Raw genomic sequence first — 17093 nt, forward strand, 5'->3', positions numbered from 1 at the left:
TGATGATTGCGCGAACGCCGGCCGTGATGATTGCGCGAACGCGGCCGTGATAAATCTATTGATTAGCAAACCACCTCTACGGTGTGTTCTCCTGGAGCATAAGGGATCACGTTTCCATCCACGGCAACTCCATCTACGGTCATCTGTCTGATGCCCGACTGGCGTCCGTCAGGATTCTTCACTGTGATGGTATAACGAGCGTCGCGGAAGCATCGTGTGACGGTGTATTCCTTTGCTGTGTCAGGCAGGCACGGACGAATGGCGAGTCCATCGTAGTCGGGTTGTATTCCGAGAATATATTGGCTGACGGTGAGCCACATCCATGCAGCTGTTCCGGTGAGCCACGAGTTCTTTCCCTCTCCAGGCTTGTAGGCATCTTTTCCTGCCACCATTTGGCAGTTTACGTATGGTTCCACCTTGTGAAGCGTCTGATATTTCTCTTCCACGTATGAAGGCAATATCTTCGTATAGTGTTCCCAAGCCTCGTTACCCCGTCCAGCCACGGTCATACCGATGATTACCCATGGATTGTTGTGGCAGAAGATGCCAGCGTTCTCTTTGTATCCTTCAGGATAAGACGATATCTCACCCATTTCGACATGATAGACAGTGTATGCAGGATTGTTGAGCACGATGCCGTGTTCGCAGTCCATCATCTTCTCCACGGAGTCGATAGCCTTATCCACCATTCCCTCTTCGAGTCCGATGCCGGCCATCGTACACCATCCTTGGCTCTCGATGAATATCTTTCCCTCTTCGTTCTCTTTCGAGCCTATTTTGTTGCCGTAGAAGTCGTATGCTCGCAGATACCAGTTGCCGTCCCATCCGTGTTTCTTCACGGCTTCCACCATGGCGTTGACAGCTGTTTCCATGCGTTCAGCCTCATCGTTGAAGTTGTCGATGCCATATTTTGCGGCGTCGTCGCCCTGCTTATCCAGCTGACGGCATAGTTTCACATATTCTTTTCCTGTCACCACGAAGAGTCCTGCAATCATGAGCGATTCTGCTTTCGATCCCTTGCTGTTGTTCTCCGTTGTCTGGAACGACTCGTTAGGATCCCACGAGAAGCAGTTGAGGTTGAGACAGTCGTTCCAGTCGGCACGTCCTATGAGTGGCAGTGCGTGTGGTCCGAGGTTGTTGGTGACGTGTTCCATCGATATCTTCAGGTGTTCGAAGAGCGTCTTCTCGCTTCCCGGCTGATTGTCGAACGGCACTGGTTCGGCGAGGATAGAGAAGTCTCCCGTTTCCTTGAGATAAGCCGCTGTTCCGAAGATGAGCCAGCAAGGGTCGTCGTTAAATCCACCTCCGATGTCGTTGTTTCCCCTTTTAGTGAGAGGCTGGTACTGGTGATAGCATCCGCCGTCTTGGAACTGTGTAGAGGCGATATCGATGATGCGCTGTCGTGCTCGGCTTGGTATGAGGTGAACGAATCCCACGAGGTCTTGGTTCGAGTCGCGGAATCCCATTCCTCTTCCCACTCCGCTTTCGAAGAAGGATGCTGAGCGCGAGAAGTTGAAAGTCACCATACACTGATATTGGTTCCATATGTTTACCATGCGGTCGAGCTTGTCGTTGTCGCTCTTCACCGCAAACCGGCTGAGCAGTTTGTCCCAATACTGTTTTAGTTCGTCGAAAGCCTTGTCCACCTTTTCCGTTCTGTCGAATCTCTGTATGAGGTTGTGAGCTTTCTTTTTGTTAATTACCTTCTTAGCCACAAACTTCTCTTCCTGTTCATTTTCCACATATCCCAATAGGAAGATGAAGTCGCGGCTTTGGCCTGGATTGAGTTCCACTTCTATATAATGTGAAGCTATCGGGCTCCATCCGTGTGCGAAGCTGTTGCGTGGTTTTCCCTCTACGACGGCGTCAGGAGCCGATTTCTCGCTGTAGAGTCCCACGAATGTCTCTCGGTCGGTGTCGTAGCCCTGTATATCGGCGTTCACGGTGTAGAACGCATAGTGGTTACGTCTTTCGCGATATTCCGTCTTGTGATAAATTGTCGAGCCTTCGATCTCCACTTCTCCTGTAGAGAAGTTACGTTGGAAGTTCTCCATGTCGGTGGCAGCGTTCCAGAGGCACCATTCTGTAAACGAGAATAGTTTGATGTTCTTCACCTCTCCGGTAGTGTTTCTCAGTGTGAGTTTCTGCACCTCGGCCAATGTCTTCAGCGGCACGAAGAAGAGTGCTGACGCCTCTATGCCGTTCTTTGTTCCTGTGATACGCGTGTATCCCATGCCGTGTCGGCACTCATAGGTGTCGAGTGGTGTTCGGCAAGGTTTCCATCCTGGGCTCCATATCGTGTCGCCGTCCTTGATATAGAAGTATCGCCCGTCGTTGTCCATCGGCACGTTGTTGTAACGATAGCGAGTGATGCGTCTGAACTTAGCGTCTTTGTAGAAGCTGTACCCTCCTGCTGTGTTGGATATGAGGGAGAAGAAGTCCTCATTTCCAAGATAGTTGATCCAAGGCCATGGGGTCTTTGGGTCGGTGATGACATACTCACGGTTGTTGTCATCGAAATGTCCGTATCTTTTTTCCATTTTTATAAGTTAATGATTACTATTGTTTCATATCAATACTGTTGGCAAAATTAGTCTTTTTTCTTTATATGGCAAAACATTCTCGCTGATTTTTTTTATTTGCGTAGCAATAATGCTTTCAATATTCACATAAATCAAGGCAAGATGTTAAAATAGTATCAGTATTTGATATGTAATATTTTTGCTGTTTAAGAATTTATGGCTAATTTTGCACCCGACAATCAAAACATAACTAAAAAACAATAATTACGATGAAAAAGATTTTTTCTCTTATGGCAATTATGTTTGCAGCTTTCGCCTTCGTTTCGTGCAAGGGCGGCAAGACAGATTCGGCAGAGAAGTTTGTGCGCGTTGCCGATGGTCATTTCGTGCGCAACGGCAAGCCATATTATTATGTAGGCACCAACTTCTGGTATGGTGCCATTCTCGGTTCTGAGGGTCGTGGCGGCGACCGCGATCGTCTTCTTTCTGAGCTCGACTTCATGAAAGGCATCGGCATCGACAATCTCCGCATCCTCGTGGGCAGCGACGGCAAAGAAGGTGTTCTGACCAAGGTAGAGCCCACGTTGCAGAGGTCTCCGGGCGAGTATAACGACACTATCCTTGCCGGTCTCGACTATCTGCTCATGGAGATGGGCAAGCGCGACATGGTTGCAGTGCTCTACCTCAACAACTCGTGGGAATGGAGTGGCGGCTATGGTTTCTATCTTGAGCATGCTGGCGAGGGCGTGGCTCCTCGTCCTAACGAGGACGGCTATCCTGCGTATATGAATTTCGTTCGCAAATACGCCACTTCGGAGAAGGCTCACCAGCTGTTTTACGACTACGTGAAGTTTATCGTGTCGCGCACCAACCGTTATACAGGCGTGAAGTATGCCGACGACCCGACGATCATGTCGTGGCAGATTGGCAACGAGCCTCGCGCCTTTGGGAAGGAAGAGCTTGCGCCGTTTGCCAAGTGGCTGTCCGAGACGTCGTCGCTCATCCGTTCGCTCGACGCCAACCATCTCATCTCCATTGGCAGCGAGGGTGCTTGGGGTTGTGAGGGCGACTACACGACATACGAGACGATCTGTTCAGACAAGAACATCGACTATTGTAACATCCATATCTGGCCTTATAACTGGAGCTGGGCGCGCGCCGACAGCCTTGTCGAAGATTTGCCAGCAGCCTGCGACAGCACGCTTGAGTATATCAACCGTCATCTTGAGATATGCGACCGTCTTGGCAAACCGCTTGTGATGGAGGAGTTTGGCTATCCTCGCGATGGCTTCAAGTTCGACAAGGCGGTGAGCACCAAGGGTCGCGACGGCTATTATAAGTATGTCTTCTCGCTTGTGGCGGACAATGCCGAACAGGGAGGCAAGTTTGCGGGTTGCAACTTCTGGGCGTGGGGCGGCTTTGCCAATCCTCAGCACGAGCAGTGGCTGCCGGGCGACGACTATACTGGCGATCCTGCCCAGGAAGCGCAAGGTCTCAACTCTGTGTTCAGTTCAGACACGACGACATTAGACATTGTGAAAGTTCAGGTTGAGAGAATGAAAAAGTTGGAGGAGAAAAAATAATTCACTTAGGAATTAAGGAGTTAATCAGTTGTTATCTCCTTAATTCCTTTATTTTATCCTTATCAGCGTTAGTCCGTCCCTTAGCGGAAGGATGACTTTTTCCGCTCGCTTATCGTTGGCAATATAGTCGTTGAAGCGTCGTATGCCGATGGTCTGTTGGTCTTTGTCGTAGGCAGGATCGGTGACATGTCCGTCCCACAGCGTGTTGTCTGCGAGAATGAATCCTCCTTTTCTCACCACCTTCATCGCCATCTCGTAGGTCTCGATATAAGTGCGTTTGTCGCCGTCGATAAAGGCCATGTCGAACACGACGCCGAGCTTAGGGGCTTCCTGTATGGCGTCGCCGATGATAAACTCAATCTTGTCTGCCAGGTGCGAGCCTTCGATCCACGGCCGTGTGAAGTCTTCCTGCTCGTCGTTTATCTCGAAGGTATAGACCTTTCCTCCCTCGTCGAGTCCTTCGGCAAGGCAGATGGCGCTATATCCGCTGAAGGTGCCCACTTCGAGAATGTTTTTCGGTCTTATCATCCTCACTATCATCTTCAGCAGCCGTCCCTGCAGGTGTCCGCTTGCCATGCGTCCGTGCAGCAGATAGATGTTTGTGGCGCGGTAGAGGCGATACAGATAGTCTCCTTCCGGGTCGCTATGTTCCCTGACGTATTTCTCCAGTTCTTCGTTCATATTTTTTTAAGTTGACAAGTTGACGGGTAAACGAGTTGACGAGTAAACGAGTTGACTGAAATATTATATAAAACTCTCTATTGCCAATCTGTATGAATCCATGCCGAAGCCGCATATCACGCCGCGGCATGCTGAGGAGATGTAAGAGTGATGTCTAAACTCCTCGCGTTTGTGTACGTTTGAAATGTGTACCTCTATCACTGGGGTTTTCAGCGAGCGTATGCAGTCGTGTAGGGCGATGCTGGTATGCGTGTATGCGCCGGCGTTGAGCACGATGCCGTCGTAGGTGAATCCCACCTGCTGCAGCTTCGTTATCAGTTCCCCTTCGATGTTGCTCTGATAGTAGTCGATGTCGATGTCGGGATAGCGCTTTCTCAGAGTGTCGAGATAGGCTTCCATCGTGTCCGAACCGTATATTCCCGGTTCGCGTGTGCCCAAGAGATTAAGATTTGGGCCATTAATTATCTGTATTTTCATTATTTCAAAAAAAAATTGTTATATTTGCAGCGCAAAAGTACAAAATAATACAGAAATGAGCAAGAAAACGACGGCAAATATATTGCAAAAGTTCAAAAGATACCTGAAATTGGAGTGCAACTTCTCCAAAAACACCATCGACGCCTATTTTTACGACGTCGGCAAGCTCGTTGCCTACTGCGACGACAAGGGTTTGGACTTGGTCTCGCTCGAGCTGTCAGACTTAGAGGATTTTGCTGCCACGCTCCACGACATAGGCATTGGCGCCGTGTCGCAGTGCAGGGTGCTGTGTGGTGTGCGGTCGTTGTTCAGGTTTATGGCTCTCGACGGCTTTCGCGAGGACGACCCGTCTGAACTGCTCGAGTCGCCACAGATGGGCGAGCATCTTCCCGAGGTGTTATCTACCGAGGAGGTTGACATCCTTGAGTCGTCTATCGACCTTTCCAAGTGGGAAGGGCAGCGCAACAAGGCCATCATCGAGGTGCTGTTTTGCTGTGGTCTGCGTGTCAGCGAGTTGGTGTCGCTGAAGCTGTCAGACCTGTTTCTCGACGAGCAGTATATCAGGGTCACGGGCAAGGGTTCGAAGGAGCGTCTCGTGCCCATTTCCGAGAGTGCCATCAAAGAGTTGAACTATTGGTTTCTCGACCGTCGTGAGATGCGTATCAAGTCTGGCAACGAGGATTATGTCTTTCTCAATCGCTGGGGCAGCAAGCTCACTCGCACCATGATCCTCATCATGATAAAGCGTCAGGCCGTGTCGGCAGGTATCACGAAGACCATCAGTCCCCACACGCTTCGCCACAGCTTCGCCACGGCTCTGCTGAAGGGCGGTGCTGATCTTCGTGTCATCCAGTCGCTGTTAGGCCACGAGCATATCTCCACCACCGAGATTTACACTCATCTCGACGATCGTATGATACGTGAGGAGGTGCTTAATTGCCATCCGAGAAATATTAGACATTAAGTTTCCAGACGCATCCGTCCTTGGTGTCTTTCACCTCGAATCCGGCGTCTTTCAGTGCGTCGCGTATTTGGTCGCAAGTGACCCAGTCTTTGTTGGCTCTTGCTTTTGCTCTGAGGCTGAGCACCATATCCACTACTTTTCCGTAAGCCTCCTCGCGGTCTTCGTTGTTGTCGGCTTTCTCGTCTCTGAGTCCGAGGATGTCGAATGCGAAGAGACGCATCACTTGCTTCAGTTCGTCGAGACAGTCTTGGCAGATGGTGGCCTTGTGGTCGAGCAGTTTGTTCACCGTAGAGCAAGCCTCGAAGAGATGGCTGATGACGAGCGGTGTGGCGAGGTCGTCGTTCATGGCGTCGTAGCACTTCTGCCTTAGTTCCTTCACCACCTTCATTGTCTCGTCGTCGCATTTGTCTGTCGGCGTGATTCGGTCGAGGTCGTTGAGTCCGTTCATGAGTCTCTCCAGTCCCTTCTCGCTTGCCACGAGTGCGTCGTTAGAGAAATCTACAGTGCCTCGGTAGTGTGCCGAGAGGATGAAGAAGCGTATTGCCATTGGGCTGAATGCCTGCTTGAGCAGTTCGTGGTTGCCTGTGAAGAACTGTTCGAGTGTGATGAAGTTTCCGAGCGACTTACCCATCTTCTGTCCGTTGATGGTGATCATGTTGTTGTGCATCCAGTATTTCACCATCGGCTCTCCCTGGCTTGCCACGGCCTGTGCTATCTCGCACTCATGGTGAGGGAAGATGAGGTCCATGCCTCCGCCGTGGATGTCAAACTGCTTGCCGAGGTATTTTCTTCCCATGGCTGTACATTCGCAGTGCCATCCGGGGAATCCGTCGCTCCATGGGCTTGGCCATCTCATGATGTGTTCTGGCTGAGCTTTTTTCCAGAGGGCGAAATCTACCTGGTTGTGTTTCTCGCCCACTCCGTCGAGTTCGCGGCTGTTGTTTATCACGTCGTCGAGGTTTCTGTGCGAGAGGATGCCATACTTATGGTCTTTGTTATATTTCTCTATGTCGAAATACACGCTTCCGTTGCTTTCGTAGGCATATCCGTTGTCGATGATTTCCTTCACGAGCTGTTCCTGCTCAATGATGTGTCCTGTGGCATGGGGTTCAATGCTTGGCGGCAGCACGTTGAGAGCCTTCATGGCGTCGTGATAGCGGTTGGTGTAGTATTGTGCTATCTCCATGGGCTCGAGCTGTTCGAGTCGTGCCTTCTTCTCTATCTTGTCGTCTCCCTCGTCGGCATCGTGCTCGAGGTGTCCCACGTCTGTAATGTTACGCACGTAGCGCACTTTGTATCCGAGATGCTTGAGATAACGGAAGAGGATGTCGAAGGTGATGGCAGGGCGCGCGTGTCCGAGATGCGGGTCGCCATATACTGTAGGTCCGCAAACATACATTCCCACGTTTGGGGCGTGTATAGGCTCGAAGAGCACTTTGCTTCGAGTCAGTGTATTGTAAATCAGAAGATTTTGTTCCATGCTATTTTTCATTTATTCTTGTTTCCGACTGCAAAGTTAAGCTAATTTGCCGACACTACAAAATAAATCAGAGAGTTTTTTCAATTATTCCCCTCTCCACGACGGCGGCGCGATAGTTTTCGACATAAGCCACTCTTTGGTGTCGCGGCTGATGTCGCGTTTAGGCCATGGCACGAGTACGACGATCAGTGCGCATGCCAAGCATCCGTAGATGGTCCATCCCGCCATTTCTTTTATCGCGGTGAGCGTGGCTTGCACCTGTATCTTTCCTTTTGTCGATATCGACGCCATCTGCTCTGCCTCGGTCTCGCTCTTTCCCTGGTAGCGCATGCCGCGTGCCGTCTGGTCGTAGTTTGACGCCACAGGGTGGTTCATGCGGTCGTAGTCTTGCGCATAGCGTGTGATGTAGTGTTGCTGTCGGTGCTGGAACACGTTTGTGTATATCGCGGAGCCTATTCCCGGTGCGACTATCATTCTGACGGTGAGCATTATGCACACCCATGTTGACATCAGTCTGTAAGGCATGCGCTGGTTGGCATACACGGCTGTCACGGAGTAGAGCAGCATCATTCCTGTGGCGCGTATTATCACTGGCCATTTCATTCTCTCGTAGAGTCCCTCGGTCTGTACCTCGAAATACATAAATAGCGAGGCGAGTCCTATAAAGACGAATCCCATGGCGAAGAGCCATTTCAGGTGAATCTTCTTGGCGCTGGCAATGATGGCTCCCACCAGTCCGAGGAAATATCCCAGGAGCACCCAGTTGCCCAGTTCGGCTATCTGCAGGTTGTCGCATTTCATGCCCACACCTACGAAGATGTTGACAAACATCTGGCTCGAGTTGAATATCATGAGTCCGAGGAAGAGCAGTATGCCTCCCTGTATGCTGCGCCATTTCAGGGCCTCGAGCACGAAATAGGGCGACTGCCTTGTCTTCTCGAGATACACAAACAGCAGTATCGAGACGATACATATCACCGTGGCCCAGCGTATCGTGGAGTCGTCATACCAGTCGAGCGTCTTTCCATATACCATTATGTATATAAAGGAGCAGCACATGGCCGAGAACACCACCACATTGCCGAACTTCGAGAACGACAGCGGCGGGTGTTTCGTGGGATAAGGGTTGAACGGCATGGCTATGAGCGTGATGAGCACTGCCACGAGCATCGTCGCCATCATGGCGTAATACACATACTGCCACTCGTAGTAGTAGGCAAACCATGCCGTTAGCCACGTGCCGAGCTGTCCGAGAATCATGAAGAAGAAGTAGATTGTGGGCATGCTTGTGGTCTTCTCCGTGTCGAGCTTGTCCCATCCCTCCTCGGTCAGCGGCTCGTTGCCCGCCGTGAGGTTGTTTGTGGCTTCGATGTGGAAGCAGTATTTGATGAGTGTAAACAGTGTTGACATCAGCAGTGCCTGACGCACGAATCCCATCGTCAGGCTGCACAGTCCCAAGACGAAGACGCTGTCGGTGCGTGCGCATATAAAGCTGAGCACGATGAGTATGGGAAATCCTATGAGGCTCATCAGCTTCTGTCGTCGCAGACACACCACGGTGTAGAAGAATGGCGAGAAGGCCGCCATTCCCACCGAGGTGACGAATCCCACAAACGAAATATGTTCAGACTGTATGCCCAGCCCCCCGACCATCTCACTGCTGTTGGCCGAATAGACACCGCTGACGGTCATTATAGGTATGAAAAGCACAATCAGGAAGATTATCCCGAGAGGCTTAGGCACCCAGTCGTAGAACGGGAAATTCTTGTTCATCGCCGTTTATTTTCTCTCTGCTTTCACTATCACCATCATTCCCGCAGCCAGCTTGGCGTTGTCTTCCTTCGAGAGGTTGACAAAGTCGATGCGCACTGGCACGCGCTGCTGTATCTTGACGAAGTTGCCGGCCGAGTTGTCGGTGGGCACGAGCGAGTATTTCGATCCTGTGGCGCCTGAGATGGCTGTCACCTCGCCCTCAAACTCCTTGTCGCTGATGGCGTCGATGGTCATCTTCACCTTCTGTCCCACGAAGAGGTTTTCCACCTGTGTCTCCTTGTAGTTTGCCACCACCCATTTCTGTGTGTTCGGCACGATGTATGTTATGGTCTGTCCGGCGTTGATATACTGTCCTTCCTCCAGGGCGCGTCGTCCTAACTTTCCGTCGCATGGTGCCGTCACCACGCAGTAAGAGAGGTTGAGCTTGGCCATTTCGAGTGCTGCGGTGGCGCGCTCTATGGCTGCCTCGGTGTTGCCCAGACGGTTGTTCACCTCGTTTACTCCCGATAAGGCAGCCTTCTGCTGGCGGCGTGTGGCGTCAAGTTTTTTCTTAGTGGCTTCATATTCTGTCTCTATCTGTTCGAGCTGAATGGGTGTGGCGGCATTGCGTTCCACGAGGTTCTTGTAGCGCTGGCGGTCTTTCTCCAGCTTAGCCAGTCTCACCTCAATCTCGGCTATCGATGCGTCATACACGTCGGCAGTCTTGGTAGTGGTCTGCAGTGTCGCTCCCACCACGTTTTGTCCTGCCATGGCGTCCTTTAGTGCAGCCTCAGCCTCCATCACCCTTATGCGATATTCGCTGTCGTCGAGCACGAGGAGCGTGTCGCCTTTCTTAACGTCTTGATGCTCAGTGAAATAAATCTTCTTTATGTATCCTGTGGCGCGTATGTTCACGGGCGAGAGATACTGTTCTACCTGTGCGTCGTTGCTGGTCTCGTTGTTTTTAAAGTCGAGAAACATGCACACCACTTCCCACACTCCCCAGAGCAGTATGGCCACTCCTATGAGGCTTACTATCATCTGTCTCACGCGCTGTTTCTTCAGTTTCTTTGCTTTCTGTTCAGCAGTCATCTGGTTGTCGTTACCTTCTGTCATATTCTTTTTCTCTTCCATTGTTTTATCTCATTGTTAAAATTATTCAAACTCTTTTTATTACTTAAACAGCTCGTCGAGTTTTCCCGTCAGCTTCAGCACGGCGAGGTTCGACACCTGGTAGTTGTAGTGGGCGGTGAGGTAATTGTTCTGCGCGTCGCTCATGCTCATCTCGTCTTGCAGCACCTCCACCATCGATACGATGCCCTCGCGGTAGCGATCTACGGTGACGCCGTAGATGCCCTCAGCCAGACGGTAGTTGTCTCTCTGCTTCACGTAGTTGCGCTGGTTGTTGGCAAGGTCGTTGATGGCGTTGGCATACTGCGTCTGCATGCTCTTCAGCGCATTTTCATACGACAGTTTGGCGTTGTCTATATCCACCTGCGCCTTCCTTATCTTCGATCTTTTCTCGAATCCGTCGAACACCGGCACCCTCAGCTGCAGACCTATTCCGTTTGACCGATACCAATGGTTCGACTCGCCCGAGTGGAACCAGTTCTTAAACTTGTCGGTATAAGCCGTGTAAGCCCAGTTGGCGCTCAGGGCGAGCGTGGGCAGATAGCCGTCCTTGGCCATCTTCTTCTGCAGCTCAGCCATGTCGAGCTTCTTCTGCAGCAGTTGCAGTTCGTAGAGGTTGGTGTTCAGTCCCGTCAGCTGGGCGTCGTCCACCTTATCTACAACCTTTTCCTCCACAACTATATCCTTCTCCGCCGGATAGTCCATCACGTATTTCAGCATGTTATACTGCTCTGACAGCATCGCCTTGGCGTTGGCGAGCTGCACGTCCATGGTCTCTATCTTCACGTTGATGCGCTTGAGGTCTATCTCGAGTGCCATGCCGTTGTCGTAGAAGGCCTGTGTGATGTCTCTGAGCTCCTTAAAGCGTCTGATGTTGTCGTTCACTATCGAGATCTGCTCGGTAGTGTTCTGTATGAGGTAGTACATCTTGCTTATCTGTACCATAAGGTCCTCGCGCGCCTTCTCGTACGAGAGCTGGTTGAGTTGGTCGAGCGTCTTGGCGATGCTGATGGCCGTGAGCGCCGTCTGACTGTAGAGCGGCATCTGCAGTGCGAGCGCCGCCGACGAGTTGTACTGCAGCGTCTTTGTCACGTTGTACGTCTTGCCGTAAGCCGTTCCGTCGGTGACAGATACGGGCGGGTCGAAGTTGTCGTTGAGCGACGCCGAGAAGTTTATCTGCGGTAGCAGACGCGAACGGTTTTCGCTGATGTTATGCTTGCCTTTCACTATTTCTCCCTTGGCAATTTTCAGCGACAAATTGTTTTCAATGCCAATGTTCAGGCATTGTCCTAACGTAAGCTTTTCCTGTGCATTCCCTGCTGTCGAGGAAAGCAATAAAGCAAATGTGAACACTAATGATTTCATCTTATTCTTTCTAATTCGGGTGCAAAGGTACGCATTTTTAATGATATACGTGTATTCATATCATAAGAAAAACTATTCAATATTTCCTTTTAACGTTTTCTTGTTTATTTTTCACATAAATACGTACCCATAGGTGGTGAAGTTCACCACATGGAGGTTACCGTCCTTTGCTATCCCCGCCATTTCTTCCCCCTCAAACCCATTCATGTCTCGAATATTTTACTTGCCGAGATGCAGCTTTTCTTATGCAAATTACACATTTTCTTTCATATAAGCATCAAAATCATCAGAAAATTATTCAATATGCTGACAATTTAACAATTATACACACCAATCCGCACTATTTCGGGTGCAAAACTAAGAGAATCACGAGGGACAGGTACATCGACCCTAAAGAGTGAACCAATGTACCTTTCCTCATGACCCCCTCTTGAACTAAATCGCAGACGAACAAAAAGAAGAGACAACTGAGTTGCCTCTTCTTTTATGTGACAGTTGAATGTGATTTCAACTTGCTTGGTGGCTTGCATCGGTACGGTAGCCAGCGTTTGGATTACCCCTTGTGGGGTCTCCGTGATCCAATCCCCCATTGTCGGGATGATGTTAGTCGCCGTAGTATTCGCCGGTTAATCCGCCATAATCTTCCTCAGAAGCATAACGTATCGACCCAGCGAGGATGACACTGGGAGTGATGTTATACACTTTTATTGCGGGATGGATATACTTTTTCTTTTCCATATTTATTAATGTCGTAATGAGTTATTTGATGATTAATTTCATTGTCTTGTTGCCACGGCGCACGATGTTCACACCTTTTATGGGAGCGTCGATGCGGCGGCCGTTGATGTCATAGTATTCGGCATCGTCGGTGGCCACAGAGTTAAGCAGGTCGATGGCAGACGTTCCTTCATTCCCCTCGTCCCCACGACCGATAGAGAATGCCCTGGCACTCGAAGTTTGAGCAGAAGACTCTGCAGAGGCAGTCATAGTCATATATGCGCGGAAGGGCTTGACGCTAACTTTCGTCACATTCGTGTTTTCATACATCTTTGCGGGATTCATCAGTTTGTTGTTCAGCAGGATGAAGGCATTGCCGTCGGCATCCTTAGAGAAAGTCTTCGTCTGATATGTGCCGCAGAGCTGCAGAGAGCTGCCGTCATCGCCAGTGACTGCCGTGCCATCAACAGGCGCTTTTACTATCTCAGCCTTGTTCGCAGAGATATTGATCTTCTTTTCCTCGTTTTTCACGCCATCCTTAAACTTGAAGAGCACTGGCGTTCCGGCATCAATCGTTCCCGTTATTTCCTCAATCTCCACAGCATTAGCAGTTGCGCCCTTAAGCTGATATGCGGTAAAATTATCTGGGGTATATGCAAATGGCAGGCAGAGTGAGAACCATGTTGAATTAGACGACGAGAGGTCGCGGGAATAAGTAGCCTCGTTAGCCTTAAACTCATATTTTGGAGTGAAGTCATAGTCTCCTGACAGGTCAAGATTTTTAGTCGTCAAAGGATTTCCGCATAATTCCACCTTATTCTCGCCCAATGTGAAATATGTCTTGAAATAGCCAGTGTTATAGTTGGCCATGGATTTGCCTGTATTACCTGAGTCGGAGTATGAAGCAGCTCCTACGAGATTTGTGCAATCTTTAAACATATAAGAACCACTAGGTTTATGGTCTGTGGTAAAAGCATCGCTGGCATAGATTGTCGTGAGGCCTGAGCAGTAACTGAACATGTAGCTCATATTCTCCACCTTGGCTGTATTGAAACTTGAAAGGTCAAGAGATGTGAGTTTTTTGCAGTCTTTGAACATATAACTCATATTCTTAACCTTGGCAGTGTTGAATGATGACAGGTCAAGAGATTCGAGGCTTGAGCAGCCATTGAACATGTAGTTCATATACTCCACCTTGGCAGTGTTGAATGATGACAGGTCAAGAGAGGTGAGGCCTGAGCAGTTATAGAACATACAGCTCATATCCGTCACATTGGCAGTGTTGAATTTAGACAGGTCAAGAGAAGTGAGGCCTGAGCAGTTATAGAACATGTAGCTCATATCCGTCTCCTTGGCAGTGTTGAATTTTGACAGGTTAAGAGAAGAGAGTTTGGAGCAGCCATAGAACATCCTACTAATATCCTCCACCTTGGCAGTGTTGAATTTTGACAGGTCAAGAGAGGAGAGTTTGGAGCAGCTATTGAACATGCCGTTCATATTCTCCACATTGGCAGTGTTGAATGATGACAGGTCAAGAGATGTGAGACTTGAACAGCCAGAGAACATGCCGTTCATATACTTAACATTGGCAGTGTTGAATTTAGACAGGTCAAGAGAGGTGAGACCTGAGCAGCCAGAGAACATGTAGTTCATATTCGTCACATTGGCAGTGTTGAATTTAGACAGGTCAAGAGAGGAGAGGCCTGAGCAGCCATAGAACATTTCGTACATATCCTCCACTTTCTCAGTGTTGAGATACTCTATTCCTTGTATTGTATTAACCGACCCAAATTCTTTGAACCACCTATAACAAGAAACTGGTTTGGCATGCGTAAAAGACGGAGTAAAGACTACTTTTGTGCAATTATTTTTCACCTCATTGATATACCACCCCGGGACACTATTGCCTTCATTTAATTTATATTCTCCATTTGTTCCTGTTGTATAATTCGCCACTTTAAATGTCAATACTTTTGTGCTTGCATTCCATTTAACGTATGGCGTTAAGTTGCTCTTGCTGAAATAGCCGGATGTACAGTTGGCCATGGATTTGTCTGTTTTATTAGAATCGAATTTAACAGTTCCTTCGAGTTGGTTGCAACCATAAAACATCTGATTACTATAAGAATTGGTGACCTCGTCAGTGGTGAAATAATCGCTGACATAGATTTTCGTGAGACCTGAGCAGCCATAGAACATGTGTTCCATATTCGTCACATTGGCAGTGTTGAATGATGACAGGTCAAGAGAATTGAGCTTTTTGCAGCCATTGAACATCCAGCTCATATTCTTAACCTTGGCAGTGTTGAATGATGACAGGTCAAGAGAAGTGAGGCCTGAGCAGTTCTGGAACATGCGGTCCATACGCTCATCCACATTGGCAGTGTTGAATGATGACAGGTCGAGAGATATGAGGCCTGAGCAGCCATCGAACATGTAGTACATTTTCTTAACCTTGGCAGTGTTGAATGATGACAGGTCAAGAGAAGTGAGGCCTGAGCAGTTCTGGAACATGAATGCCATATTCTCCACTTTCTCTGTGTTGAATGATGACAAGTCAAGAGAATTGAGCTTTTTGCAGCCACTGAACATGGTGTTCATATCCGTCACTTCCTCGGTATTGAGATTCTCTATGCCTTCTATTGTTTCAAGTGACGTAAAATTATAGAACCATGAATTACAAGTAGTTGGCCGTACATTTTTGAATGATTCATCAAATACCACTGTGGTACATTTAGTTTTGCTAATCCATCCATTATTATTGAGCTCATAAGCGCCGGTAGGCACACTCGTCCCTCCATAGAATGTGAGGGTTGTTGAGGACTCATTCCATTGGGCATAACCCACTGCTTCCTGTGCATTAGCAGGGAGCGAGAATAGCATAATCATGATAGCTATCATGAATGCTGTGAGATTTCTTTTCTTTGTCATAATACGTTATCTATTTAATTTATGATTTCAGGGTGCGAAATTAGTGATTTTTATTTGTATATAGTAACAAACGGATAATATTTTAAATATTTTTAAATAAACATCATCGGTAATTAAGAATAATTGGGGACAGGTTCATCGACCCTAAAGAGTGAACCAATGTACCTGTCCCCATGACCCGTCAACTAAACTATTCTCTTTCTCTTCTTATTCTTTCTCGTTATCTTTATCGTCACCTCCCTCCCCTCTTTCAGTTCTTCCAATACCCTTTCCTTCACGCAGTCATACGTGGCTTGTGTATCCACGAGCAGGCCTATGGCGGCTTTTTTTCCAACAATGATCCTACCGTCGAAACGGCGGTGGACTCCGTTGCCTTCGCTGATCATCGGGCATCGCTTGGGCAATGCCAAGTTAGGATAGGACAGTGACTTTTTCTTACATTGTCCACAATCGTGAGGATAGCCAGTCTTGTCCTTTTCCAGTATGAATATTCTCTGCTCGTGATACAGCTTACACTTCTTCATCACGGCATGATATTCTCCTAGTTTCAAACACGAGCATCTGTTTTCGAGCGTGTCCATAGCCGGACCACCGTCAATGCTCAGCACGCCCTCCACTAAGTCTTTTATCGCTTTCTGTCTTGTTATTTTTATTTCCATAATAATTACTTGTTTTGATTACGGTTTTGTGTGTGTCATTTTATTTCCACGCTTACGTCCTCCCCACTCTTCATCGCCTCCTCAACACTTCGGTACAACGTCTCGAAATACGTCTTGCTCCTTACCAGGTTGCCGTAGTAGTTCAGCCCCACGAGGATGCAGCCGCGGGTGTCTTCCAGCGAGTTGCCTGGATGGATCATGATGCCCGTGAAATGGGGTACGTTCTCAAGGAACGGCATCTTGCGTTTAAACTTGTTCGACCATCGCATCGAGAGCACGTAGCAGCCGCAAGGGATGGCGGTTTTACCCGCCACCTTTTTCTCCTTGCTCCAGTCTATCGAACGTAGTTCTAACGTATCCGCCATCACCTTTCCGTCTATCGCCAACTCGCCTATCGTGCGGTCGCGCGACTTAATCTTGCGTCTTATTGTTATTTTCATTGTATATACCCTTTAAAATAAAACTGTAATACTGTAATACTGTATTCAATGTTATCAGATCTTTCTAATCAATCCATTTATGTCATTAAAATCAATTAGATTCCGACTTCTCCAAGTGAAGAGTTGAGTCCTGACAGCACGCAAGTCACATGTTTTACCCAGTTTCTTGCGAACAACGATAAGGTCTTCTATCTTAAACTCAGACTTCAACATCATCAGCATGTTCATCGGACCACGCTTGTTAGTCGCCTTTTCCTCGTCGCCAAACGCCTCGTCGAGCATCGGTCCGAAGATGCGCATCTTCACCCAGAGGTCGTAGCGCAGCGACCATTCCACATACTGCTGAATCTCGTCGGTCCACGTCTCGTCGTTCATTGCGTAGAGCAGCATG

General features: G+C 48.8%; 13 protein-coding genes and 1 pseudogene. 2 read left to right on the forward strand and 12 right to left on the reverse strand.

Annotation, left to right across the window (positions count from 1 at the left end):
* Window positions 1-62: 62 nt before the first annotated feature.
* On the reverse strand, window positions 63-2540 hold the full coding sequence (locus CIK99_RS07885) for a GH36-type glycosyl hydrolase domain-containing protein (RefSeq protein WP_094380989.1): 2478 nt from the start codon (window positions 2538-2540) through the stop codon (window positions 63-65).
* Window positions 2541-2791: 251 nt separating this feature from the next.
* Between CIK99_RS07885 and CIK99_RS07890 the strand changes: the two genes are divergently transcribed.
* Entirely contained in the window at window positions 2792-4105 is a 1314-nt protein-coding gene (locus CIK99_RS07890; RefSeq protein WP_094380990.1) for a cellulase family glycosylhydrolase, read from the forward strand.
* A gap of 48 nt (window positions 4106-4153) precedes the next feature.
* Here CIK99_RS07890 and CIK99_RS07895 read toward each other — a convergent pair whose 3' ends face one another.
* Both CIK99_RS07895 and aroQ read right to left on the reverse strand, forming a co-directional pair.
* The gene (locus CIK99_RS07895; protein ID WP_094380991.1) at window positions 4154-4786 is read right to left on the reverse strand and encodes an O-methyltransferase; all 633 of its coding nucleotides are present in this window, start codon (window positions 4784-4786) and stop codon (window positions 4154-4156) included.
* Between the two features lie 63 nt (window positions 4787-4849).
* Window positions 4850-5263 (reverse strand): type II 3-dehydroquinate dehydratase, encoded by a 414-nt coding sequence (gene aroQ, locus CIK99_RS07900; RefSeq protein WP_094380992.1) that lies wholly within the window; start codon window positions 5261-5263, stop codon window positions 4850-4852.
* 55 nt (window positions 5264-5318) lie between these two features.
* Between aroQ and CIK99_RS07905 the strand changes: the two genes are divergently transcribed.
* The gene (locus CIK99_RS07905) at window positions 5319-6227 is read left to right on the forward strand and encodes a site-specific tyrosine recombinase (RefSeq protein WP_094380993.1); all 909 of its coding nucleotides are present in this window, start codon (window positions 5319-5321) and stop codon (window positions 6225-6227) included.
* Here CIK99_RS07905 and cysS read toward each other — a convergent pair.
* The 9 genes and pseudogenes from cysS to CIK99_RS15335 all read right to left on the reverse strand — a co-directional run.
* The gene (gene cysS, locus CIK99_RS07910; RefSeq protein ID WP_094380994.1) at window positions 6217-7707 is read right to left on the reverse strand and encodes a cysteine--tRNA ligase; all 1491 of its coding nucleotides are present in this window, start codon (window positions 7705-7707) and stop codon (window positions 6217-6219) included. The genes CIK99_RS07905 and cysS overlap by 11 nt on opposite strands.
* An 84-nt stretch (window positions 7708-7791) precedes the next feature.
* Window positions 7792-9480, reverse strand: a complete 1689-nt coding sequence (locus CIK99_RS07915; RefSeq protein WP_094380995.1) for an MFS transporter — start codon at window positions 9478-9480, stop codon at window positions 7792-7794.
* A gap of 6 nt (window positions 9481-9486) precedes the next feature.
* On the reverse strand, window positions 9487-10593 hold the full coding sequence (locus tag CIK99_RS07920; RefSeq protein WP_094380996.1) for an HlyD family secretion protein: 1107 nt from the start codon (window positions 10591-10593) through the stop codon (window positions 9487-9489).
* Window positions 10594-10632: 39 nt separating this feature from the next.
* Window positions 10633-11955, reverse strand: coding sequence for a TolC family protein (locus CIK99_RS07925; RefSeq protein WP_094380997.1), 1323 nt, complete (start codon window positions 11953-11955; stop codon window positions 10633-10635).
* A 603-nt stretch (window positions 11956-12558) separates the two neighbouring features.
* A complete protein-coding gene (locus tag CIK99_RS15890; protein ID WP_256387392.1) occupies window positions 12559-12693 on the reverse strand; it encodes a hypothetical protein in 135 nt (44 codons plus the stop codon).
* 21 nt (window positions 12694-12714) lie between these two features.
* The gene (locus CIK99_RS07930) at window positions 12715-15603 is read right to left on the reverse strand and encodes a BspA family leucine-rich repeat surface protein (RefSeq protein WP_094380998.1); all 2889 of its coding nucleotides are present in this window, start codon (window positions 15601-15603) and stop codon (window positions 12715-12717) included.
* Window positions 15604-15788: 185 nt separating this feature from the next.
* Window positions 15789-16262, reverse strand: a complete 474-nt coding sequence (locus CIK99_RS07935) for a hypothetical protein (RefSeq protein WP_094380999.1) — start codon at window positions 16260-16262, stop codon at window positions 15789-15791.
* Between the two features lie 35 nt (window positions 16263-16297).
* On the reverse strand, window positions 16298-16702 hold the full coding sequence (locus tag CIK99_RS07940; protein WP_094381000.1) for a DUF5675 family protein: 405 nt from the start codon (window positions 16700-16702) through the stop codon (window positions 16298-16300).
* A gap of 54 nt (window positions 16703-16756) precedes the next feature.
* Window positions 16757-17093 (reverse strand): annotated as a pseudogene (locus CIK99_RS15335) (hypothetical protein); the annotation flags it as partial.

This window comes from Prevotella sp. P5-92, from assembly GCF_002251245.1.
GTDB lineage: Bacteria > Bacteroidota > Bacteroidia > Bacteroidales > Bacteroidaceae > Prevotella.